The organism is Microbulbifer thermotolerans (assembly GCF_900112305.1).
Lineage (GTDB): Bacteria > Pseudomonadota > Gammaproteobacteria > Pseudomonadales > Cellvibrionaceae > Microbulbifer > Microbulbifer thermotolerans.
The window spans coordinates 144,809-167,521 of sequence record NZ_FOKT01000004.1 but is presented as its reverse complement, the minus strand read 5'-3'; the positions used below and the strand labels follow the sequence as shown (position 1 = coordinate 167,521).

The window sequence follows — 22,713 nt, the reverse complement described above, 5'->3', positions numbered from 1 at the left end:
CTCCTTTTATGTACGGTGATTCTCAGTTAACGCTTAAGATTTCTGGCGTTTTTTAGCTCAGACAACTGATGTTCATAGGTACTGGCAAACTCATCCCCAAACAGGCGCCGGTAACAACTTTCCGGATCTCCGGCCAGCTCCCTGTACATCTGCACAAAACCTTCCCAATTTTTCGCATTCTTGCTCGCAAATACGCTGCCCGAGCTGTTGAGGCGGCGCTCGATATTTTCAGGGTTGAAAAATTTCAACATCGCCTCGTAGCCCGCGCGCATTCCCGCCAGCACTGCTACCTGGTGATCAGAGAGATCATCGAAGCTGTCGGCCACCGCTGTGCGCGGGTCCATGAATGCGCCGTTACCCGCGAACATGGCCGATAAAGCGTCTGTCGCGGTGGCACTGAACTTCAAAGGGTTGTTCGCCTCTGTCTGAATGACAGTGCGCTGTACCCGCAATTCATTTTTGATACTGCTCCTCGCCCGCAGCAGATCGATCAAACGGGTGACAGTTTCCTGCACTATCTCCGCAGCCTGTTGCTCCAATTGCGGCTGTTGCTCGGGGCGCAGATTCAATCCGAGTGCTTGGGCTAGAGCGCTGGCACCGGAACGCCCGCTTGTATGCGCAACCTCTTGTTGAACGGGTACCTGCTGAGGAGGTGGCACCGGCTGAGCGGGTGCTTGAGGAGGCACCTGTTGCATGGGCGCCTGTTCTGTCTGGACAGAATTCTGCGCAGGCACTTGCTGCAGTGGTGGCTCCGCGGCCGAAGGCTGTTGTAACTGGGAAAAGGGCTGTGACGCAGCGGAAAAGCCGCCCGCCGGACTGCTGTCGAAACCCGGTGCTCCATCGACCTGCTGCCCCTGCATGACCGCAAATGATTCTGCAAACGGATTATCCGCTTCAACTGCAGGCTGCTGCGGTGGTGCTGGAGGCGGCTGAACCTGCTGCGGAGGTTGAGCGAAATTCGTCGCCGGGGGCGCGGACTGTGCGAACGGCGCCGGAGGCGTTTCCGTTAGCGGAGGCACTTCCGGTGCCGGTGCCTGTTGTGTGGTGAAGTGCATTGCGTGACGGTCCGCTGGGGCGTGATCCTGCTCACTACCCTCCTTCCACCAGTCGTCATCTTCCCAGCCGCTAGTACCACCAAAACCACTCAATGGCTCCCCACCTGTCGCTCCGGAAGTTTGGCCCAGTGCGGCCAGGGGATCCACCACTTCCGACCCCGGATCCGCCAGCCCTTCGTTGGATAGCGGAGAGGAGCTACTGACATATCCCCACTCCCCGGACTGAGCACTGCTCGCGCCGGGCTCCAGCCAGCTGTCCAGCTGCTGAGCTTTGGCCTGCTTCTGCATCTTGGCGGCAGCTGCGGGACTAAAAGTAGTACGGTCGGCGCTGTCGAGAAAGTCCGCTTCGCCGAGCCCTTTCGGCAAACCGCTGTCGACTTTTGGCTTGCGCAGGGTGACCTTTAACTGATAGTCACCGATTCCCAGTATGTCGCCATCATTCAACGGGACCCGGTTGCCTTTGCCAACCGGGTTTTCCGCTTGATTGTGGTAGGTTCCGTTGGTGCTCTCGTCCACCAGATAATATTGATTGTCACTGAAGGTGATCAGTGCGTGCCGCGAGGAAACCACCCGCTCGGGATCCGGCAGTACCCAATCATTGCTGTCCGCGCGGCCGAGGCTTCCACCCGCGGGAGTAAAAAGTTTGGTGTGCTTGAGCATGTTGGTCCCGCTAGGGTCCGCCAACACGGAAAGAATCAAGTCCATTTCGCTCCGACCCGCACTTTGCAATTAACAGAAAAAAACCGCCAAACCGGCATAGTACTTATACCCGCAAGGCATCCCCCTATCGGCACCAGGGCCCCCGAAGCTCCCCCCCGGAGAGCGACTGTACTTTCGGCAGGAGAATCTGATCTCGCCCCTGAACCGAGCGCAGTGTGCTTATCCCAGCGGTTTCAAACCGCGCCGCCGCCCTATCGCTCAGCAAAGCTTCAGCGCAGGGGGTCAACCACTGCCCTTGTGGCAGCCGCCGCACATGTAATGGCAAGTTGTCAAACTCTGCCGGGCGAGGCGAGGCCAGCTTTCCGCTTTGCGAAAACTGCTGGCAGATAGCGAGCGCCAATAGATAGACGCTGTTCCCCCACAGGTAATAGTTATGGCCGTGACCGGCCGTCAATTCTTCGAAATCAAAACACTCCGTGGTCGCAGAATCCGCACCGTAGGGAAGCCTCAGCATAAATCTGGGTCCGGCCAACGCCACATGCGCGCTGGCAGAATACTCACGTATCGCTTGCCAGTTCTGTAAAAAAGTCTGCGACAGTGGATACTGCCAGTCATCGGGGTCAGAGGCACCCGCAAGTCCGGGACAGCCCGCGAGGCGGATATCGCCCCCCAACAACAGCGCACTGCCTGCAGCCTCTGCGATGGTGGCAAGGTCAATCAGCATGTGCAGATCGCGCTCGTCGTCGGCGATATAGAAATCTCCGACAATCAGGTTGTAAGGGCGGCTCCCTGCTGCCGTCTCACGTTCAACCAGACACTTAAAAATCTGGGACTTTTCCAGATCATTTTCCGCCTTGGCAAAGTCCGCCAAGAGCTCTTCCTTGCTGACATCGATCAGATGCAGACTCAGGCCAGGATGCCCGTCGATACGCCGCAAGAGCAAGTGCAGACTCCGCCAGCTGGCTTCCAGTTGGCGGAAATCGCTGTGGTGCATGATGTTGCGCATCGCCCCGGAAACCGCCTCTCTCAGAGCCTGCAAATAACTTTCCTGGCGCTGATCCGGCTTCGCCTGCACATAGGGGGCAACAATTTCCTTGATCAAGCGGTCGACTTGGAGCGTACCGCTTTCCCCTTCTGCGTTCCGGCGCTCCGCCCCCGACAACAGTGCATCCCAGAAAGATTGCGTTTTCTCCTGCGGCTCGGGCACTTGCAGCTGCGGTTGCCACTGGCGTAGTTCGGCGGCGGCACTCTCAAACTCACGGGGATTCAGCAAGCGCCTCTCAAGATCAATAAAGCGCCGAAACAACGGTAAACGGCTGTACAGATAATCCGGATGCAGATCATCAAATTCCAACAGCGATAGAGGCTGCTCCATTGTCGGCAGTTGCAGGCGCACGCTGAGCCGTTCAAACAAACTCTCAAAGCTATCTTTATCCAAGCGGTGCGCCTCGCGCTGGGCAAGGGTTTCCGGGTCGCATTGACGGCGACTGGCACGCCCGCTGAAGTCCCCCAGTATCACTACCTTGAGAAGTTCATCACCGCTGCCCCGGATACCCTTAGCCCGCCCATCACCGAATACAATTTCACCGGAATTTATCGTGGTTCTGTTCACAATCAGCTTTCCATTGTCGCCAGATTGGCGCTGTTATTATTGACCCGCAGCGTTTTGTCAGGGGCTTTTTCAGCTTTATTTGATGAAGTCTCGCCTGACTTCTGGTCGACTTTTTTCGACTTTCTCGGTCTGCCGCGCTTTAACGGCCTCACCCTCTGGTTGGCGATCTGCTCAATTTTGTCTTTGAAGGCATCGCCACCCAGTACATGACCGAGCTTGATCGTTTCGGCAATATATTCGAGTAGGTGGCGGTCGAAACTGTAGCGGAACAGTTTCCTGTATTCCTGCGCCCTTGCCCTTGGCGTTTCACCCAGTGCCATGTAGAGACGATGATCCGTAATCACCTCGTTCTCTTCGGTGTTGACATGGTGATGGAAACTGGACCACCGGTAGTCACTCAGCGAGTCCGCCAGGCCTAGATACAGCGGCCGCAATTCCACATAGCGATAACAAGTGAGAAGATAGGCATCAGAATCTATCAAACTGGATTTGTAACGCCCTCGCCACAAAGTTCCCGACCGCTTATAGCGATGATTCACATACTGCACATAACGGCGCCCCAGGGACTGCATCATCGAGGGCACACCGTCCGGCACCCTGGGCATGGCGATAATCTGCACCATATTTGGCAGCAGCACATAAGCATGCACATCGACACGATACTGGTCCGCCGCGTTTTTCAGGCAGATCAGATAAAACTGGTAATCCTCGTCATCGAAAAAACACGGCAGGTTGTTGTGGCCCACCTGAACGATGTGCTGGGGTATATCAATCAGGTTGAGTCTGGGAAGACGGGGCATTTTGCCAACAATTCCTTTGCTGCACAGGCGTACTACCTAGAAGCTGTTCATCATTATTGCGCGAGTCCTGGCGGCGCTCGGCATCTTCATGTACCACTAGTACACTCCAGTGCCCGGCAATGAGGGCCAGTCTGCCGCGCTTTGCCAGATATAACGGCTCCTAGCCTTTCCGTAGTTCACAGTTTGGCATTATCGCAAAACAAAGAAAAAAATTTCAAACACCCAGCCCCATCAAGTTAAAATTATGGAACGGCGTTAACAAAATAAATAATGAAAAAAATTTTACTATTGGCAACATGTTGCCACTGAAAGGAGTCTTTACAGGCATGGAGTCCATCAGGATTGCGGTCAACGGACGCACGGACATTGGACAGGTACGAGAAGAGAATGAAGACAGTATCCACTGGCACGCAGACCCCGAGCACCCCTTTGCCTATGTAATTATTGCCGATGGCATGGGGGGATATAGCGGGGGAGCCACGGCCAGCAGAATCGCCACCGAGACACTGCAAAATCGCCTCGACAACCTGTTGGAGCACACCTTTCTATCGTGCAGTCCGGAGCAACAGCAGCTGATACTGCGCGCGGCACTGATAGAAGCCATTGATGCCGCCAACGAGCAAATATTGCTCACCAAGAGCACCCACCCCCAATTTTCACAAATGGGAACAACCCTGGTGGTCGCTGTTGTCTGGCAGAGTTTTCTGGTCGTCGCACACCTGGGCGATTCCCGCGCGTATCTCTGGAATCATTACGGACTGCAGCGCCTCACCCGGGACCACAGTTTGGTCCAGGAAATGATCGACAGCGGCCAGCTCACCCCCGAGCAGGCCCAGGAGTCCAATATCCGCAATCACATTACCAGGGCACTGGGGGTTTCCAGCCGCGCAGCCCCCAATATCAGCAGCTGGAAATTGACCGAGAATGCGCTGTTGATGCTGTGCAGTGACGGAGTCACCGAATATCTTGACGATCACGCAATAGAACGGATTCTGGCGACACACCGGCCGGCACTGGAATGCGTGTACAAATTCATCGACGATGCCAATCGAATGGGCGGCCGCGACAACATCAGTGCAGGCATCCTTGAGTTTTCCATTCAGCCCGAAGTAGTCGCTGTGGAAAGTGCGAACAGCATCACAATGCGACCCGCAAAGGAAGACGTTACCGTGCGCAAGGAGCAGCGCTAATTGGGAGATTTCACTGATGAAATCAGCCATGGACGCAGCGGAAGATCCGGTTTTTTTTATTCCTCGGCTGCTTAAGACACTCAGTCCTGTTTCTATCGATCTTGCACCGGGAGATCCGATAGCGGCCTGTCGCCTGCTCGACAGTCTCAGTAACGGGATCGAAAGCCGCACCCCGGCCTCTCCTCTCGGCACTCTTTGGCCCCGGCTGCCGCAGATAATTCCGAACAGCTACAGCTTGGCAACAGCAAAGCTCCCCGCCCTATTGCCAGTATTCGACAGCGGACCGGTTCAACTGATCAATATCCCGGGCGTCAACGCCGACGGCCAACAACTGCCGGCACTGGGACTGAGTAAGAGTGTCTGCGGTCACATCATTGCTTCCAACGGCGAAGTGGCATTTGAGCGCATCGATGCAACTATTCCCGGGCCGTTTGAGTTTCATTGGCGGCGATTCTACCGGCAGAGTAATCGTGAGGACTCAGGGCTGGGACCTGGCTGGCGGCACAGCCTGAGCGAGCAGCTCCATATACGGGAAGACGGGGCGGAACTTCACACCGCCGAGGGGCGGCGGATTCATTTTAAAATTCCAGCTATAGGACACGGTTGCTACAACCGCTACGAGCGCTTGCTGCTGCACCGCCAAAGCCTGCACAGTTACCGCATCATCGGCTTCGATCAGCCCCTGCGTATTTTCCGCGCAGACGGGGTCAACAGCGCACTGCCGCTGGTGGAAATTCGAGATCAATTCGGCAATGCCCTCTCCATCGATTACCGCAACGGGCTGCCATCCAAGATTGTCAGCTCCTGGGGGCGGGTAGTGGAAATCCACAGCCGCGAAGGGCGCATTGAAAAACTGATAAATACTCAGGCGCCCGACAATCAGAGCGAGCTGTGCCGCTACGAATATGAATCTCAGATACTCACAGACGCCACCACTGGGCAAGCACGGGAGAACTACGCCTACCGGGATCAACAGCTTGCCACCATAGAGTGCAACCGGAGAGGCCAACTGCTGTTTAATTACGACAATCACGGGCGCTGCTGTGAACTACAGCACAATGAACGTCTGCACAAACTCAGCTGGCGCAGGTCTGAGCGGCGCTGCACCCTGCGCATCAACGAATGCCACCCGATCGAATGGAAATTCAACCACTCCGGACATTTGGTCGACGAGCGGCAGCACAACATGCACCGGCGCTGGCTTTACGATCACTACGGCAATCTCTGCGAGGAAATAACAGCGGACGACCAGCGGTGCATTTACCGCTACGATGAACTTGGACGGTTGACGCGCCGCACCCGCAATCAAGTCAGCGACCGCTATCTGTATGACCAGCGGGGTTTTCTTACCGCCATCCTTCGCCGTGACGAGCAACTGTGGCGCTTCCAGTACAATGAGCGCGGTTGTCCAGACAAAATCACCGACCCTGAAAACCATGTCTGGCAATGCCAATACAGTGATCGGGGGCAACTGATACAGCTCAAAGACCCGGAAGGTGGCTCGGTGCACTTCAACTGGGACAGCCAGGCGCAACTGCAGACGGTTCAGCGCAGTGACCGCAACTGGGGATTTGAATACGATCACTGGCACCGACTGACCGCGCTCATCGAGGATGGAAATACCCTGCGCAGCTGGCGCTATGGGCAAGCCGGACAACTGCTCGAAGCGACGATCGGCGACCGAAGTTTCCAGCTGGAATACACCGAAGACGGCCAGCCCAACGCCCTTCGGGACAATAGGGATCAAATCCTGTGCTGGCAGTCCGACGCCGCCGGCCGGTGCCGAAAAATCCAATTCCCCGGCGGGCAAATTTGGCAATTACACTACGACACCCACGGACAATTACACCAGCTGGAAACCCCAGCGGGTAACACGATTTGGAACTACGACGGCTTCGGACGCGTCACTGCCAGAGAAGATGCGAACGGCCGCCTCCGCCAGTGGCACTACTACCCCGATGGCAGACTGCGCGAATACCGCGACAGCGACTTGCGCTGGTATTTCCGCTACGCCGACGACGGCACACTGGCGCAGATTCGCAATAACAGCGGACAGCACTGCGATTTTCGCAGCGACCGACACGGCAGGATAATACAGGCGGACAACACCCACGCCTTCGTGCGATTCCAATACGACCATCGAGACCGGCTAATTGCCGAGCACCACGACAGCAAGGACGCGGACAGCCTGACCCTCAGACACGATTACGACACACGCGGCTGGCTGAAGAGTACCAGTTCCGATTGCCTGGCACTGACCTACACTCTGGCGCCGAGCAGTGACCTTTACGGTGTGGACGCCAACGGCGAAGTAATTCTGCGCTGTGAAACGGAAGCGTCAGCTATCGCTTGGGTGCAGGGAGAATTGCGCAGCCGCCGCAGTTACGAGTATGGGCAAATGACGGAACTGTCGGCAGGGCCGGGTCTTAGCTGGCAATTCCCCACGGAAGAGCCCCTTCACCTGTCGGCCCCGGAACAAGCTGTGCCGGAAACCAAAGAAACAGCGATTCTCCGCGACAAACGCGGAAGCGTTATCCGCGAGCTCCGCGCCGATAATCAGCGCGAGTACTTGTACCAGTACGATGGCTGGGGTCTGCTCGCCAGTGCCGAGTGCGGCGATTTCAAAACCTGGTTTCGGTATGACCCCTTCGGACGGCGCCTCAGTAAACTCAGTACCCATCGCAAATCCACCCGTCAACGCCGTGTCGATACCCGCTGGTACAGCATGGGGCTTTGGAGTGAAATCCATGTACTGAATAACCGGGCAGAACCAGCGATCCACTATATTCACCACCCGTTGGACCAGACCCTCCTCTGCCGTTGGCGGGAGGACGCCATAGAGCACTACCTAACCAGCCCCGAGGGACAACCATTGGCCCTGTTCGATCACGAAGGCAAAAGACTTTGGGTGAAAGGGGAGCACACCGAACATAACACCAGCCCCGGGCCATGGCGCGGCCGCGGCAGGATTGGCGATAGCGAAACCGGCCTCTACTACACCTTGCGGGGATATTGGCATCCGCTGCTGAAAATCTGGATCAACACAATCCACGATTGAGGTGCACTAGCCCGTAGGAACGCCCTACAAAAAAGACGACGGCGGCCAGGGAGCCGGATATGGCAGAGGAATTCGTGATTGGCGGTATCCCCGTGCGACAAGGGGAAACCAAGCGTATCGACCTGCCGGTGGTACGCCTGTATACGGATACGGAAATGGCAATCCCCGTCTACGTGCAGCGTGGAAAGCGTTCCGGCCCCAGTTTGTTCGTATGCGCGGCCATTCATGGCGATGAACTGAATGGTGTCAAAGTCATCAGCCGTCTGATCAACAGCCGCGCGCTCAAGTCGCTGCGCGGTACCCTCATCGCAGTACCTGTGGTGAATGTCTACGGCATGCTACACAGATCCCGCTACCTGCCGGACGGGCGTGATCTCAACCGCTGCTTTCCCGGCACCAGCAAAGGGTCGCTCGCCTCGCGCATGGCCTATGTATTCATGCAAGAGGTAGTCGCCAAATGCCAGTACGGGATAGATCTGCACACCGGCGCCCTACACCGCAGTAATCTGCCACAGATCCGTGGCAATCTAGATGACCCGGAAATCCGCGAACTGGGCCGCGCCTTTGGAGCGCCGGTAATGTTACACGCCAACCTGCGCGACGGCTCCCTGCGCGAGGCAGCCACCGACTTACACGTAAAAACCCTGCTCTACGAGGCCGGTGAAGCACTGCGCTTCGACGACCTATGCATCCGCTCCGGTGTCCGAGGCATCCTCAATGTGATGCGCCAATTGAAAATGCTGCCACTGCGCAGGGGACGCAAGGTTATGCGTCCGTTTATTTCCTATGAAAGCAGCTGGGTACGCGCTGGTGGCAGCGGAATCGTGCGCTTCGAGCGCAAGCTCGGCGAGTGGGTGCAAAAAGGAGAGCTGCTGGCCACCATTCTCGACCCTTACGGCCATGAGCTGGACATAGTGTCAAGCAATGACGACGGCATAGTGATAGGCCGCACCAACCTGCCACTGGTTCACGAAGGCGATGCCATGTATCACATAGCCAGCTTCCGCAAACCCCACGAGGTGGTGAAACGCCTGGATGAATTGCAGGATACCCTTGCGGGTGAAGCCTTTACTGAAAAGCCGTGAGTTGTCTGTGACTGATTCACCGGGGCATTGTATTAACCGCAGCCACGCATTACTCCCGTAGTAGCTCCAGCACTTCCCGGCTGGGATAGCCCAGCACCTCCACACCCGCGCTCTTCTCAAAGTTGCGGATCGCCGCACGCGTACCGGCACCCGCCTTGCCGTCAATTTCTCCCTTGTAGAACCCGCGCTGTTTCAGCAACCGCTGCAACTCCTCCACCTGGTTGCTGTCAATCGGCGTGAACGGCCTGTTCCAATCGCGCACCAGCCCGGGAGCCCCGCCTATCTGGTCAGCGAGCAGGCCTACGGCTGTCGCGTAGCGATCGGAATTGTTATAACGCTTGATCACAAAGAAGTTCTTCAGCATCAAGAATGCCGGACCCTGGCGGCCATCTAGCAATTTGAGTTCCGCTTTGTCCTGTTTACGGGGAAAGGGTTCGCCATTCGCACGCCTGACACCCAGCTTTTCCCACTCGGCGATCGTCAGCTTACCTGCGGGCAGTTTGCGCTTGGGGATTGTCACTTCATAGCCCCAGGTTTCGCCGCGGCGCCAGCCGTTACTCGAGAGCAGATTAGCAGCGGTAGCCAGGGCATCGGGCACAGAGTTCCAGATATCGCGCTTGCCATCGCCATCCAAATCCACCGCATAGGCCTGGTAACTGGTGGGGATAAACTGGGTATGCCCCATGGCGCCGGCCCAGGAGCCGGTTAGATGGCCCTCGTCGATGTCGCCACTTTGCAAAATTTTTAGTGCCGCCAGCAGCTGTTGGCGCCCAAACTTCTTACGCTGTGGGTCGGCGTAAGCCAGAGTGGCCAGAGAGCGGATCACATTGCGCATGACCGTCTGATTATCGAGAATCGCGCCAAAGCTGGACTCTACCGACCAAATCGCCAAAAGGATATTCGGATCAACGCCATACCGCTGTTCGATTTTGTCGAGCCAGGGCTGCAGCTTCTCCTTTTCCGCTCGCCCCCGTGCCACCGCGCGCTTCTGTACCCGGTTGTCAAAATACTGCCACACGGGTGCCTTGAATTCCGGCTGGTAGGCGGCTTTGTCCAGCACCCATTGATCCGGTGCGTTGACACCCGCAAATGCGCGGTCGTACACCGGGCCGGAAATCCCGTTCGCGATCGCGGTCTTGCGAAAATCCTTTACCCACTTCTGAAATGCCGGATCCGCGCTTTCCATGGCGGCCAAGGGCAATGCCCACAGCCAGGCGACAATCAGTGCGGCATACAGTGGAAATTGATACAGCGGACGACTGGGGGCCATAGCGATTCCTTCTGCCAACAGGTTGCTCGCTCAAGGGTAGAACGGGAGAAGCCGCGCCGAAAGGCGGATTTCCTCCGCCGTGACACAAGTCAAGTTGGCTTAGGGAATCACATAGAAAAGCACGGCAAAAAAGTGCAAAACACCGCCAGCCAGCACAAAGAGGTGCCAGATGGCGTGGTGGAAACGCAGGCTGCGCCACAGGTAGAAGACGATGCCGCCGGTGTAGCAGAGGCCACCCAGTACCAGCAGCCAAAGACCGCCCGGCGCCAGACGCTCCACCAGCGGCTCAACGGCCGCAATTACCACCCAACCCATCAGCGCGCTCAGCGTGATCGACAGGGCCCGAATCTTTTTCAGTGGCGTAAGCTGAATCACCAGCCCTGCCAATGCCAGGCCCCAGATAATGCCAAACAACCACCAACCCCAGGGTCCCCGCAGAGTCACCAGGGTGAAAGGTGTGTAAGTGCCTGCTATCAACAGGAAAATGGCCGAGTGGTCCAGGGTGCGCAGCACTGCTTTGGCGCGCTCGTGACTGATCGCATGATAGAGAGTGGACGCGCCAAAACAGAGAATCAAGGTAGCGGCATATACGGCACAGCTGACAATATGCCAAGCATCGCCGCGCAGGGCGGCAAAAGCGCAAAGTACACCGAGGCCGGCAATCGCCAACAGCGCCCCCAAACCGTGGGTGACACTGTTCGCGATTTCTTCCGCAAGACTGTAGCGCTTGGCGATGGTTGAGGACATATCACACTCCCTGTCGAAGTCTTCGACTCTGAGTCTGGCAGAAATTTATGACCAGATGTAGCCCAACGATCAACGCCGCAGAATAAGACAAGTCAATCAGACACTCGGGTTGTGAATACCCATTTCACACAGCGCCGAAGAGGCGCGCACAATCGTTTCACTGCGATCGGGGCCAGTGGAGATAATGTCAATGGGTGCGCCGACCAACTCTTCGATTCGCGCAATGTAAGCGCGCGCATTGGCCGGCAGCTCCGCTTCGCGCCGGATTCCGAAGGTAGTCTCATCCCAGCCGGGCAAGGTTTCGTAGACAGGCTCCACGCCTTCCCAGCCCGCGGCATCGAAAGGCACTGGCACGTCCCGCCCTTCGCTGTCGCGGTAGCCAACGCAGATCTTCACTTCCTTCAGGCCGTCGAGCACATCCAACTTGGTGAGACACAGACCAGAGATACTGTTGATACGGATGGCGTGACGCACTGCCACGGCGTCAAACCAGCCGGTGCGCCGGGCCCGCCCGGTGGTGGCGCCGAACTCATGGCCCTTCTCGCCCAGATGGCGTCCTACATCGCATTCCAGCTCCGTAGGGAAGGGTCCGCCGCCGACACGGGTCGTATAAGCTTTGGTAATGCCCAATACATAGTCCAGGTAAAGAGGCCCGAAGCCGGAACCGGTGGCGGTGCCGCCAGCGGTCGTATTGGAGGAAGTCACGTAAGGATAGGTGCCGTGATCGATATCCAGCAGCGAACCCTGGGCGCCTTCAAAGAGGATGTGCTCGCCGCCTTCGCGGGCACAATGCAGCCGGTCGGCGACATCGGTAATCATCGGCACCAGTTGGTCGCGCCAGACTTTCGCCCGCTCCAGGATATCTTCGTAATTGACCGGCTCAGTTTTGTAGTACTGGGTGAGCGCAAAATTGTGGTAATCCAGCAACCCCTTCAGTTGGGCGCAGAAACTGTCCCAATTGCACAGGTCGCCGAGGCGCAGACCGCGGCGCGCGACTTTGTCCTCATAGGCCGGACCGATACCGCGGCCGGTGGTACCGATAGCCTTATCACCGCGCGCTCTTTCCCGCGCCTGGTCCAGAGCCACGTGTACCGGCAATATCAGCGGACAGGCCGGTGACAAACGCAGGCGATCGCGCACAGGGACATTTTTTGCCTCCAGATCCGCCATTTCCTTTAACAGCGCATCCGGCGACAACACCACGCCGTTGCCGATCAGGCAGGTGACACCGTCGCGCAGAATGCCGGAGGGAATTAGGTGCAGAACCGTCTTCTCGCCGTCGATAACCAGTGTGTGGCCCGCGTTGTGACCGCCCTGGAAACGCACCACAAGCGAAACCTTTTCCGTCAGCAGGTCGACGATCTTGCCTTTGCCTTCATCGCCCCACTGGGTGCCCAGCACTACTACGTTTTTGCCCATTTGCGTAAATCTCAAATCGTCAGTTCATCTGTGGGATGGGCCATGGGATGCGGGAACCGTGCCCATCAACCGGCTCCGATGGGCGCAGCCCATCCCGCGAGCATGCCCGGATACCGGGCCAAATCAATGCATTCGGCCAAAATCAGTCGCGTGGTTTCACCACCCAACTGCCCTGCTCCAGGCACAATGTACGGTCGCAGCGGGACAGGACTTCGTCCTCGGCTCCGTCCGGCAGCGCGAATATAACGACCTCGCCTTCACTGCGCAGACACTCCACCGCGCGCCACAGGGTCTCGCCTTCGGCGCCCTCGGCCAGCGGCGCCAGTATAGCGGTGCCGGACGATGCCGGGGTGCGGCCCAGGGTATTAAGTGAAACTAGGTCGCTGCTGAATCCGGTGGCGGGTCTGTCGCGGCCGAAAACCTTGCCGATACCGTTGTAGCGACCGCCGTTGGCCAGCGCCTGGCCGTAACCCGGCGTATAGGCGGCAAAAACCAGTCCGGTCTCGTAGTCGTAGCCGCGCACCTCAGAAAGATCGAAAAAGAGCTCCACCGATGGGTAACGTTGGGCGAGGGAGTCGGCCACTGTCTGCAGGTCGGCCAGCGCCGCGGCCAGTTCCGCTGGCGCCCCGGCAAACAGATCTCTCGCCTTCGCCAGACAATCACTGCCGCCGGCGAGACCCGGCAGAGCCCGCAGCCACCCGGCGGCCCGGGATTCGGAGACATTGGTTTCGACCCACTGCTGCACATCCGCGCTGGCCTTGCTCTGCAACAGGGCAAACAGCTCGCGCTGCGCCTCTTCGTCCAGGCCCGCGGCTCTGGCCAGACTGCGATAGATCGCCACGTGCCCGAGGTCCAGGTGAATCTGCTCTATCCCTGCTGTCTGCAGGCTTTCGAGCATCAACGAGATGACTTCGATATCCGCGTGCAGGCTTTCGACACCGTACAGCTCGGCACCGATCTGAATGGGTGCGCGCGACCCCATGGCAGTGCGCGGGCGGGTGTGCAGCACATGGCCGGCGTAGCAGAGGCGGTTGACGCCTGCGCGGGGGAAGCTGTGGGCATCTATACGCGCCGTCTGCGGCGTGATATCCGCGCGTATGCCCAGGGTGCGCCCCGAGAGCTGGTCGGTCACCTTAAAGGTACTAAGTTCCAGGTCGCGCCCCATACCGACCAGTAGGGATTCGGTAAACTCGAGCATAGGCGGCATTACCAGCTCGTAGCCCCAGCTGTGGTAGAGGTCCAGCAGACGGCGGCGCAGCGTTTCAATCTGCAGGGCGTCCGCGGGCAGGATTTCCGCGATACCGTCCGGCAGCATCCAGCGATCGGCTTGGGTCATGGTGAAAAAGCTTTGTCAGCGGTATGGCGGGGCGCTTGCACCCCCACAAAAAAACCGGGCACTGCCCGGTTTGTGTGATTTTACCATCAAGTCCCTGCGGGAAGGTAGGGGCTTTATCGGCCATTGTCCGGCACAGTTACTGCTTGCCGTCCGCATCCTTCAAATAGCGGAAGAAATCGCTGTCAGGATCCACCAGCAGCAGGTCTGAGCGGCTTTTGAAGGACTCCTTGTAGGCCTGCAGACTGCGGGTAAAGCGATAGAACTCGGGGTTCTTGCTGTATGCGGCAGCGTAAATCGCGGCGGCCTCTGCATCGCCAGCACCGCGCAGCTCCTCGGCCTTGCGGTAGGCCTCGGCCTCAATTACCACCTTCTGGCGGTCGGCGTTGGCGCGGATGCGCTCACTGGCCTCCTGGCCCTTGGCGCGGTGGTCGCGGGCCTCCAGTTCACGGCCGGCGCGCATGCGCTGGAACACCGATTCCGATACTTCCGGCGGCAAATCGATGCGTTTTACCCGCACATCGACGATTTCCACCCCCAGATCCCCGCGCGCCTTTTGATTGAGGTTTTTGGTGATTTCCGCCATCAGCTCATCCCGCTGGCCGCTCACCACTTCGTGCAAGTCGCGCACGCCAAACTGGTTGCGCAGACGGTCGTTGATCTGCTCCGCCAGCAGGCGCACCGCGTTGCGTTCATCGCCGCGAGTGGCGATATAGAAGCGGCCCACGTCAAAGATGCGGTATTTGGCGTAGGAGTCCACCATCATAAATTTGTTTTCCGCGTTCAGCATACGCACCGGACTGGAGTCTACCGTCTGGATGCGGGCATCGAACTTGCGCACTTCGTGCATCAGCGGAACCTTGAAGTAGAGCCCCGGCTCGTAATCCGTGCGGATCACTTCTCCGAAGCGCAGCAACACAGCCTTTTCCGTTTCCTTGACCACAAAGGCGCTGGAAGAAACCACGAGCAGGCCAATCGCCAGGGCAGCGATGATAAGCAGTGTTCTGTTGTTCATTGCGTCACCCCCTTATCGTACATTCTGGCTGCGGCGGCTGTTGGCAGCCTCGGTGCGCAGGCGGTCGACGATGCGCTGATAGATCTCGTCCACCACCTGTGGAGAAACGTCTCTGCGCTGCAGTGCCTGGGTACCGCTCTGCTCCGCCAGTTTATCCAGGGGCAGATACATCATGTTATTGCCGCCCTCTATATCCACCATCACTTTGGAGGCACTGGCCATCACTTCCTGCACGGCGTCTAGGTAGAGGCGCTCGCGGGTGACTTCCGGAGCCCGCTCGTACTCGGCCAACAGCTTCTCGAAACGCACAGCCTCACCACGCGCATTTTCCACCACCCGCGCCTTGTAGGCTTCCGCTTCCTCAATCATGCGCTGGGCCTGACCGCGCGCGACCGGAATCACCTGGTTGGCGTAGGCCTGGGCCTCGTTCTGCAGCCGCACCTCGTCTTCGCGGGCACGGACCACGTCGTCGAAGGCATCCTGCACTTCCCGAGGCGCCTTGGCGTCAGTAAGGTTGACCACGTCGACACGGATGCCGGTCTGGTAGAGGTCCAAATAACGCTGCAGACGCTTCTGTGTCTCCGCGGACACTTTGGTGCGGTTTTGTGAGATTACGCCGTTGAGACTGGAGGAACCAACCACATGGCGCAGCGCGCTGTCGGTGGCTTCCTGCAGACTCTTGAGCGGGTCGCGCACGCGCAGTACATAGGCTTCGGCGTCGTCGATATGCCACTGTACCTGCAGCACCACATCGACGATGCTGGCGTCCTTGGTCAGCATCTGCCCGGTGGTGCGCTCTGTACGCACCTCAGTCATATTCACCTTGGTAACGGTGTCGATCAGCGGCGGATTCCAGTGCAGACCCGCCGACTGTGTGGAGTGGTATTTACCCAGCCGCAAAACCACGGCGGCCTCGTTGGCGTTGACCTGATAAAAGCCCCACACACCATAAAGCACCGCCAATACGATGAGCACCAGCGCCCAGGGGAATTTGGCCTGTCCGCCGGTACCGGAAGCGGAGCCGCCACCAAAAAGGTTGTTTAACTTCTGCTGCAGTTTACGCAGCAGCTCATCGAGATCCGGCGGGCCATCGTTGCGGTTTCCACCACCCCAGGGATCCTTGTTGTTACCACCCGGTTCGTTCCAGGCCATCAAAACACTCCAACTCTGATCATTTAACGTTACGCATCGGCGGATTCTAGCATTCTTCGCCAGTGAATTATTGCGCTCTGCCACCGCGGCGCCTTATCTGCAGCCAGGCCCGGTGCCGGCGGCGGCATTTTCGGACGGCCTTCAACAGTGGTCGCCAACTGCTTCCCGCGGCTGCCATTGGGGCGCCTGGTCACCGTCTCTATAGGGGGCCAGCAGCCGCTGCAATTCGCCCCTCGGCAACAGTAACTGCAATTCACAGTCACCATTGTCGCGATAGCGTTCGCTCTGCACTGCATTGATGGCATACAACTGTGCGCGCAGGCGCGAGTGCTGCGGCGGGATCAACAGCAGGCCGGAGACCATCTGCTCGCCGAGCCGCTCGGCAATGGCATCCACCAGCATGTCGCAGCCGGCACCGCTGGCGGCAGATAGCCACACGGCGCGCGGCTGACCCTGGTCATCCCGCTCAATTCTGGGTTCACTGTCAGCGAGCAGATCTATCTTGTTGAAGACAAACAACTGTGGAAGCTCGGCCGCGCCTATCTCTTCCAGCACATTCTGCACCTCTTCCATCAAGTGCAGCCGATCCTCCGCCGCGGCATCCACCACATGCAGCAACAGGGTCGCATTGCCCGCCTCCTCCAGGGTGGCGCGGAAAGCTTCTACCAGTTTGTGCGGCAGGTGGGATACGAAGCCGACCGTGTCCGCCAGTATCATGGCGCCAACACTGGGCAACTCTACCCGGCGCATGGTCGGGTCCAGAGTCGCGAACAACTGATCGCGCACATAGACACCGGCATCGGTCAGGCGGTTGAACAGGGTCGATTTGCCGGCATTTGTATAACCCACCAGGGATACAGTGGCGACTTCAGCGCGCGAGCGAGCGCGGCGCCCCTGCTCCCGCTGGCGGCGCACCTTTTCCAGCTTTTTCTCGATCGAATCGATGCGCGCCCGCAACAGGCGGCGGTCCGTTTCCAGCTGTGTCTCGCCCGGGCCGCGCAGACCGATACCGCCTTTCTGCCGCTCAAGGTGTGTCCAGCCGCGTACCAGGCGTGTCGCCATGTGTCGCAGCTGCGCCAATTCCACCTGCAACTTGCCTTCATGGGTGCGGGCCCGCTGGGCAAAAATATCCAGAATCAATCCGGTGCGGTCCAGCACCCGACACTTGAGTTCGCGCTCGATATTGCGTTCCTGACTGGGAGACAGGGCGTGGTCAAAGATCACCAATTCCGCGCCGTGATCCACTACCGCCTGGCGTATATCCTCTAATTTGCCGCGTCCGACAAAGGTTTTGGGGTCCGGCGCGGCGCGCTGACCAAAGATAAAAGCCACAGGGTCCGCGCCGGCGGAGAGCGCCAGCTCTTCGAATTCACGCGGGTCGTCGGGGCTGTCGATGGCGGAGAGCTCCAGGTGAACCAGTACCGCCAGCTCACCGGATTCCGGTCGTTCAAAAAACAATGGGAAGTCTCTTGTGGGGGGCCGCAAGCCCAAAAGTCATGGCGCCAAACCACAGGCGCCCCGGCAAGCCGAGGCGCAGTTCAATCCGGGGGATGGTCAGAGTCAGCCGAAAGTTTCTCCGCCGCCCTCGCCACCGGCACCCTCGCCGCCCTGCTGAGCCTGGGGGTTCAGCAGTGGCACGCGCACCGCACGGGACGGAACCACAGTGGAGATAGCGTGCTTGTACACCATCTGGCTGACAGTGTTTTTCAGCAGTACCACAAACTGATCGAAAGATTCTATTTGCCCCTGAAGTTTGATGCCGTTAACCAAATAGATGGAAACCGGGATACGCTCTTTGCGCAATACGTTGAGGTAAGGGTCTTGTAAGCTATGCCCTTTTGACATCTTTTTTCTCCTTGTCAAAAGCTGGATGCGAATGCAGGCCGCAATCGCGCCCACGAAAGCCGTGGACTAAGAGACGACTGAGGTTGAAACGCGTGTAAATAAAAAGAGCCGGAAGCAGCCAGACTCAATGAACAAACTGACTGAAGTCACGTTATGGATGCTCAGCCAAGAAATTTCAAGACCTCCGCCAATATTTCGTCATTTTTGCGCACCCGACCATCGGCATCCTGTGCGTAGACCGGCGTGAGGTCCGGCCAGCGCCGCAGCCAGGTAAGCTGACGTTTGGCCAGTTGACGGGTGGCGGCGATACCCGCAGCCACCATTTCGTCGTAATTTAAGCGCCCCTCCAGGTATTGCCATACCTGGCGGTATCCCACCGCGCGAATCGCCGGCAGATCCTCGTGCAGGTCTCCCCGCGCACGCAATTGCCGCACCTCGTCGACAAAACCCGCGTCCAGCATTCGCTGAAAACGAATGGCGATGCGCTCGTGCAGCAGTGCCCTGTCTCGCGGCAACAACGCCATCTGCCGCAGCTCGTACCGCTCGGTAAGCGAGTCCTGCGCCCGCTCGCGGCGGAGCGCTGACAGGGGGCGGCCGGTCAGGTAATAAACCTCCAGCCCCCGCTCAATGCGCACCGAGTGGTTGGGGTGCAACTGGGAAGCCAGCTCCGGGTCCACCCTGCTCAATTCCGCGTGCAGCGACGGCCACCCCTCCCGCGCGGCGCGCGCCTCCAGTTCCGCCCGGAGGGCCGGGTCCGCCTCGGGTAACTGCGCCATGCCCTCCAGTAGAGCGCGAAAATACAACATGGTTCCGCCAACTAACAGCGGAATTTTGCCGGCAGCGGTGATTTCAGCCATCGCCAGCAGGGCCTCCTCGCGAAAACGGCCAGCGGAATAAGACTCAGCGGCATCACAGATATCGATCAAGCGGTGGGGATAGCGGGCCAGCTCCTCGGGGCTGGGTTTTGCAGAACCGATATCCAGACCGCGATAAACCAGTGCCGAATCGACGCTGACCAGCTCAACGGGCAAGCGATCGGACAGCGCCATCGCCAAGTCTGTCTTGCCCGATGCCGTCGGCCCCATCAGGAAAATCGCCCGGGGCTTTTCTCCCGCTTGTGCAGCGCCGGTTTGCCCTTTCAGTTCACTGGCCACGCAAAAACCACTTGTCCATATCCGCCAATTTCACTTGTGTCCAGGTTGGACGGCCGTGATTGCACTGGCCGCTGCGCTCAGTGCGCTCCATATCCCTGAGCAGGGCGTTCATTTCCGGCACGGTGAGCTTGCGGTTGGCGCGCACCGAACCGTGGCAGGCCATGGTGGCAAGTATCTCGTTGATGCGCTCCCCGATACGACTACTGCCCCCCTGTGCCAACAGGTCCGCCAGTACGTCGCGCACTAACTGTTCCACCTCGGCACCGTGCAACATCGCCGGCACCTGGCGCACCAGCAGCGTCTCGGGGCCGGCCCGCTGCAATGCGAAGCCGAGCGCGGTGAAGACCTCGCTGCGTTCCTCATAACAGTCCGCCTCCCGCTGACTGACCGCCAGACTCACCGGCACCAGCAGTGGCTGCGCCTGTATCCCGCCGGCGGCGTAGGCGGCTTTCATTTGTTCGTAGACAATGCGCTCGTGCGCCGCGTGCATATCGACGACAATCAAGCCCTGCTCGTTCTGAGCCAGGATATAGATGCCGTGCAACTGCGCCAGCGCGTAGCCCAGTGGCGGCGCTTCGGTTGTATCACTTTCGGAAACCTGCAAGGCGGGCGCCGGCCGAGCAGGCGCTACTGGGGGCGTCGCTTCGGCCACACTGGATTCCGATTGATATGGCTGGTGCAGCGCGGCGTAATTCTGCATTTGCTGCTGCAAATCCACCGGCGATGGCCGCGTGCTGAGAGGCATCTTTTGCTGGCCGGCGAACTCGCCGGCGCGGATACCACTGACGGTTTCCTCCGGCACCTGTTCCCGCTCCTCTCTCTGCCCCGGCCTGACATCCGCCAGTGCCCGGTGCAGGCTACCGAACAGAAAATCGTGCACAAGGCGGCTGTCCCGGAAGCGCACTTCGTGCTTGGTGGGGTGCACGTTTACATCCACCGCGGCGGGATCCAGTTCCAAGTAGAGTACAAAGGCCGGATGGCGGCCGTGATAGAGGACATCGGCAAAGGCGCGGCGCACCGCGTGGCTCACAACCTTGTCGCGGATAGCGCGACCGTTGACGTAGAAAAACTGCAGGTCCGCCTGGGAGCGGGAAAAGGCAGGCTCGGCCACCCACCCCCAGAGGCGCAGGCCGCTGCGTTCCACATCGATATGCAGCGCATTTTGCATAAACGCCGGCCCGCAGACCTGCGCCACGCGCCGCTCCATCTCTACCCGGCCGAGCCCGGCGCGGAGATTGTGCACACCCTTGCCGTTATGGCGCAGGCTGATGGAGACATCGAAGCGAGAAAGGGCCAGACGCTTGATGGTCTCGTCAACCCGGTTGAACTCAGTCTTCTCCGTGCGCAGAAACTTGCGCCGCGCCGGGGTGTTGAAGAAGAGGTCGCGCACGTCCACGGTGGTGCCCCGCGGATGCGCCGCCGGGGCCAGCGCCGCCTGCATGTCGCGGCCGGATACTGCGACCTGCCAGCCCTGGCCGCTGTCGTCGCGGCTGCTGGTCAAAGTCAGGCGTGCCACCGATGAGATACTGGCAAGGGCCTCACCGCGAAACCCGAGGGTGGCCACCGCTTCCAGGTCTTCCAGTGCATGGATCTTGGAAGTGGCGTGGCGGGCCAGCGCCAGTGGCAGATCGTCTTTATCGATGCCGCCACCATTGTCACGCACCTTGATGCGCTTGATACCTCCGTTGTCGATTTCCACCTCCAGGCGGGTCGCACCGGCGTCGAGACTGTTTTCCAGCAGCTCTTTGATCACTGAAGCCGGGCGCTCCACCACTTCGCCGGCGGCGATCTGGTTCGCGAGGCGGGGGGACAACAGCTGGATTCTGTCGGACATATTGAATCTCGCCTGCGGACAGGCACCTGTCAGTTTCTTCGTTTTGGGCGCGACCTACCACGCGGCGGCTGCGCATCTGATCAACCGGAGGGAATGGTCAGCGTCTGGCCGACCCGAATCACTGAGCTGTCGATACCATTGACTTTCTTCAGTTCAGAAACGGACACATTGTAACGCGCCGCGATACTGGACAAGGTATCGCCGCGGGCGATAGTGTGACGCCGATCGACCCTGTCTCGGTTGGCGGCCAGCCAGGTGCCCGCTGGCGGGCGGCTGGTAAAGTGCGCCACTATACCTTCGCTGAGCTTTTCCGCCAGTTTGCGTTGAAAGGACGGGTCTCGCAGACGCCGCGCCTCTTGTGGATTGGTGATAAAGCCGGTCTCCACGAGAATCGATGGCACATCCGGTGACCGCAACACAGCGAAGTTGGCCTGTTCCACCTTCTTCTTGTGCAAGTGGGTCACACTGCCGAGGGAATTCAACACACTGGCCCCAACATCCAGGCTGGCATTCATGGTTGCGGTCATGGACAGATCCAACAACACGCCCGCCAAGGTATCGTCCTTGTCATCCAGGCTCAGGCTTCCGGCACCGCCGATCAGGTCGGATTCGTTTTCCCGCTGGGCCAGAAAGCGCGCCGTCTCACTGGTGGCGCCACGGGAGGATACGGCATACACCCCGGCACCGCGGGCATCCTTGCGAGTAAATGCATCGGCGTGGATTGACACAAACAGGTCGGCGCGCATACCGCGGCCTTTCTTCACCCGTTCGCGCAGCGGAATATAGTAGTCGCCACTGCGCACCAGACGAGCGGAAAACCCGGGCTTTGCATTGATAACACTGTGTAACTTCTTGGCGATGGCCAGCACCACGTCTTTTTCGCGCAAGCCTCCGGGCCCCAGCGCACCTGGATCTTCGCCGCCGTGGCCAGCGTCGATCGCGACAAGGATATCTCGTTCACGGCTGACCTGCTGCAGAGTCTTCTCTTCGTTTTCCACCCTGTCGTACAGGTCGATCACCAGGCGGTCCGGCAGTCCGCCATGGCGCTTCAAGGCGAAACTTTTGGGCTTTACCTGCTGTTTCAGGTCCAGTACTACGCGCAGATTTTTCTTGTCGTGGCGACCGTGACGCAGGCGTTCTATGGGGGTATTACCCAGTTCCAGGTGGTCGAGCTGCGCCGCCAGGCGTGTGTCGGTCACATCGACCACCACCCGGTGAGGGCCAGTCAGGGTAAACAACTTGTGTTCCGCCGGGCCGCTGAGATCAAACACCAGCCGCGTGTGATCCGGCGCGCGCCACAGGCGCACACCCTCCACTTCCGCCGCCTGCGCAGGCAAAATCAGCTTCCCCAAGATCACCAGGACGAGTAATCGCTGCCAAACTGTTTTCATTTTTCTGCCCTGTCGATAATTCCCTGCCCTCCGTCCCCGCGACCTGCACGGATTTTTTTTACAGGGAACCTCCGCCCAACACGTATGAACGCT

17 protein-coding genes are annotated in these 22,713 nt (G+C 59.0%); 3 read left to right on the top strand and 14 right to left on the bottom strand.

Going from position 1 to position 22,713, the window contains the following annotated elements; genetic code table 11:
- Positions 1-26: 26 nt before the first annotated feature.
- From tagH to BM155_RS07750, 3 genes are all read right to left on the bottom strand, one after another.
- On the bottom strand, positions 27-1,760 hold the full coding sequence (tagH, locus tag BM155_RS07760) for a type VI secretion system-associated FHA domain protein TagH (protein ID WP_074902227.1): 1,734 nt from the start codon (positions 1,758-1,760) through the stop codon (positions 27-29).
- Positions 1,761-1,839: 79 nt separating this feature from the next.
- Positions 1,840-3,327, bottom strand: a complete 1,488-nt coding sequence (locus BM155_RS07755; RefSeq protein ID WP_074902225.1) for a type VI secretion system contractile sheath domain-containing protein — start codon at positions 3,325-3,327, stop codon at positions 1,840-1,842.
- 2 nt (positions 3,328-3,329) lie between these two features.
- The gene (locus BM155_RS07750; RefSeq protein ID WP_254773150.1) at positions 3,330-4,127 is read right to left on the bottom strand and encodes a transposase; all 798 of its coding nucleotides are present in this window, start codon (positions 4,125-4,127) and stop codon (positions 3,330-3,332) included.
- A gap of 326 nt (positions 4,128-4,453) precedes the next feature.
- On the opposite strand from BM155_RS07750, the gene BM155_RS07745 reads away from it, so the two are divergent.
- From BM155_RS07745 to BM155_RS07735, 3 genes are read left to right on the top strand one after another with little or no spacing between them, the layout of a single operon-like run.
- Positions 4,454-5,317, top strand: coding sequence for a Stp1/IreP family PP2C-type Ser/Thr phosphatase (locus BM155_RS07745; RefSeq protein WP_074902223.1), 864 nt, complete (start codon positions 4,454-4,456; stop codon positions 5,315-5,317).
- A 16-nt stretch (positions 5,318-5,333) separates the two neighbouring features.
- Positions 5,334-8,375: a DUF6531 domain-containing protein gene (locus tag BM155_RS07740; RefSeq protein ID WP_074902220.1), complete on the top strand. Its 3,042-nt coding sequence runs from the start codon at positions 5,334-5,336 to the stop codon at positions 8,373-8,375.
- 59 nt (positions 8,376-8,434) lie between these two features.
- On the top strand, positions 8,435-9,460 hold the full coding sequence (locus BM155_RS07735; RefSeq protein ID WP_074902217.1) for a succinylglutamate desuccinylase/aspartoacylase family protein: 1,026 nt from the start codon (positions 8,435-8,437) through the stop codon (positions 9,458-9,460).
- Between the two features lie 49 nt (positions 9,461-9,509).
- Here the strand turns inward: BM155_RS07735 and BM155_RS07730 are convergent, their stop codons facing one another.
- The 11 genes from BM155_RS07730 to BM155_RS07680 form a co-directional block, all read right to left on the bottom strand.
- A complete protein-coding gene (locus BM155_RS07730) occupies positions 9,510-10,730 on the bottom strand; it encodes a lytic murein transglycosylase (protein WP_074902215.1) in 1,221 nt (406 codons plus the stop codon).
- A gap of 99 nt (positions 10,731-10,829) precedes the next feature.
- The gene (trhA, locus tag BM155_RS07725) at positions 10,830-11,477 is read right to left on the bottom strand and encodes a PAQR family membrane homeostasis protein TrhA (protein ID WP_067150393.1); all 648 of its coding nucleotides are present in this window, start codon (positions 11,475-11,477) and stop codon (positions 10,830-10,832) included.
- Between the two features lie 96 nt (positions 11,478-11,573).
- Positions 11,574-12,896 (bottom strand): adenylosuccinate synthase, encoded by a 1,323-nt coding sequence (locus BM155_RS07720; protein WP_067150390.1) that lies wholly within the window; start codon positions 12,894-12,896, stop codon positions 11,574-11,576.
- A gap of 142 nt (positions 12,897-13,038) precedes the next feature.
- Complete coding sequence (locus tag BM155_RS07715; protein WP_067150387.1) at positions 13,039-14,232, bottom strand: ATP phosphoribosyltransferase regulatory subunit; 1,194 nt, start codon at positions 14,230-14,232, stop codon at positions 13,039-13,041.
- 136 nt (positions 14,233-14,368) lie between these two features.
- Positions 14,369-15,244, bottom strand: coding sequence for a protease modulator HflC (gene hflC / locus BM155_RS07710; protein WP_067150384.1), 876 nt, complete (start codon positions 15,242-15,244; stop codon positions 14,369-14,371).
- A gap of 12 nt (positions 15,245-15,256) precedes the next feature.
- On the bottom strand, positions 15,257-16,396 hold the full coding sequence (gene hflK / locus BM155_RS07705) for an FtsH protease activity modulator HflK (protein WP_067150381.1): 1,140 nt from the start codon (positions 16,394-16,396) through the stop codon (positions 15,257-15,259).
- A gap of 141 nt (positions 16,397-16,537) precedes the next feature.
- The gene (gene hflX / locus BM155_RS07700) at positions 16,538-17,854 is read right to left on the bottom strand and encodes a ribosome rescue GTPase HflX (protein WP_067150378.1); all 1,317 of its coding nucleotides are present in this window, start codon (positions 17,852-17,854) and stop codon (positions 16,538-16,540) included.
- A 102-nt stretch (positions 17,855-17,956) separates the two neighbouring features.
- Positions 17,957-18,241: an RNA chaperone Hfq gene (gene hfq, locus BM155_RS07695; protein WP_067150375.1), complete on the bottom strand. Its 285-nt coding sequence runs from the start codon at positions 18,239-18,241 to the stop codon at positions 17,957-17,959.
- A 161-nt stretch (positions 18,242-18,402) separates the two neighbouring features.
- Positions 18,403-19,326 (bottom strand): tRNA (adenosine(37)-N6)-dimethylallyltransferase MiaA, encoded by a 924-nt coding sequence (gene miaA, locus BM155_RS07690; protein ID WP_074902538.1) that lies wholly within the window; start codon positions 19,324-19,326, stop codon positions 18,403-18,405.
- A gap of 58 nt (positions 19,327-19,384) precedes the next feature.
- Positions 19,385-21,229 (bottom strand): DNA mismatch repair endonuclease MutL, encoded by a 1,845-nt coding sequence (mutL, locus tag BM155_RS07685; RefSeq protein WP_074902213.1) that lies wholly within the window; start codon positions 21,227-21,229, stop codon positions 19,385-19,387.
- 80 nt (positions 21,230-21,309) lie between these two features.
- The gene (locus BM155_RS07680) at positions 21,310-22,620 is read right to left on the bottom strand and encodes an N-acetylmuramoyl-L-alanine amidase (protein ID WP_074902211.1); all 1,311 of its coding nucleotides are present in this window, start codon (positions 22,618-22,620) and stop codon (positions 21,310-21,312) included.
- Between the last annotated feature and the right edge of the window lie 93 nt (positions 22,621-22,713).

Bases quoted from the DNA above. Each gene is read 5' to 3' on its own strand.
- BM155_RS07715 (WP_067150387.1), bottom strand. From the start codon at position 14,232: ATGACCCAAGCCGATCGCTGGATGCTGCCGGACGGTATCGCGGAAATC.
- hflK (WP_067150381.1), bottom strand. From the start codon at position 16,396: ATGGCCTGGAACGAACCGGGTGGTAACAACAAGGATCCCTGGGGTGGT.
- BM155_RS07745 (WP_074902223.1), top strand. From the start codon at position 4,454: ATGGAGTCCATCAGGATTGCGGTCAACGGACGCACGGACATTGGACAG.
- BM155_RS07680 (WP_074902211.1), bottom strand. From the start codon at position 22,620: ATGAAAACAGTTTGGCAGCGATTACTCGTCCTGGTGATCTTGGGGAAG.
- hfq (WP_067150375.1), bottom strand. From the start codon at position 18,241: ATGTCAAAAGGGCATAGCTTACAAGACCCTTACCTCAACGTATTGCGC.
- BM155_RS07720 (WP_067150390.1), bottom strand. From the start codon at position 12,896: ATGGGCAAAAACGTAGTAGTGCTGGGCACCCAGTGGGGCGATGAAGGC.
- tagH (WP_074902227.1), bottom strand. From the start codon at position 1,760: ATGGACTTGATTCTTTCCGTGTTGGCGGACCCTAGCGGGACCAACATG.
- BM155_RS07735 (WP_074902217.1), top strand. From the start codon at position 8,435: ATGGCAGAGGAATTCGTGATTGGCGGTATCCCCGTGCGACAAGGGGAA.
- miaA (WP_074902538.1), bottom strand. From the start codon at position 19,326: ATGGGGCCGACGGCATCGGGCAAGACAGACTTGGCGATGGCGCTGTCC.
- trhA (WP_067150393.1), bottom strand. From the start codon at position 11,477: ATGTCCTCAACCATCGCCAAGCGCTACAGTCTTGCGGAAGAAATCGCG.
- BM155_RS07750 (WP_254773150.1), bottom strand. From the start codon at position 4,127: ATGCCCCGTCTTCCCAGACTCAACCTGATTGATATACCCCAGCACATC.
- BM155_RS07730 (WP_074902215.1), bottom strand. From the start codon at position 10,730: ATGGCCCCCAGTCGTCCGCTGTATCAATTTCCACTGTATGCCGCACTG.
- mutL (WP_074902213.1), bottom strand. From the start codon at position 21,229: ATGTCCGACAGAATCCAGCTGTTGTCCCCCCGCCTCGCGAACCAGATC.
- hflC (WP_067150384.1), bottom strand. From the start codon at position 15,244: ATGAACAACAGAACACTGCTTATCATCGCTGCCCTGGCGATTGGCCTG.
- BM155_RS07740 (WP_074902220.1), top strand. From the start codon at position 5,334: ATGAAATCAGCCATGGACGCAGCGGAAGATCCGGTTTTTTTTATTCCT.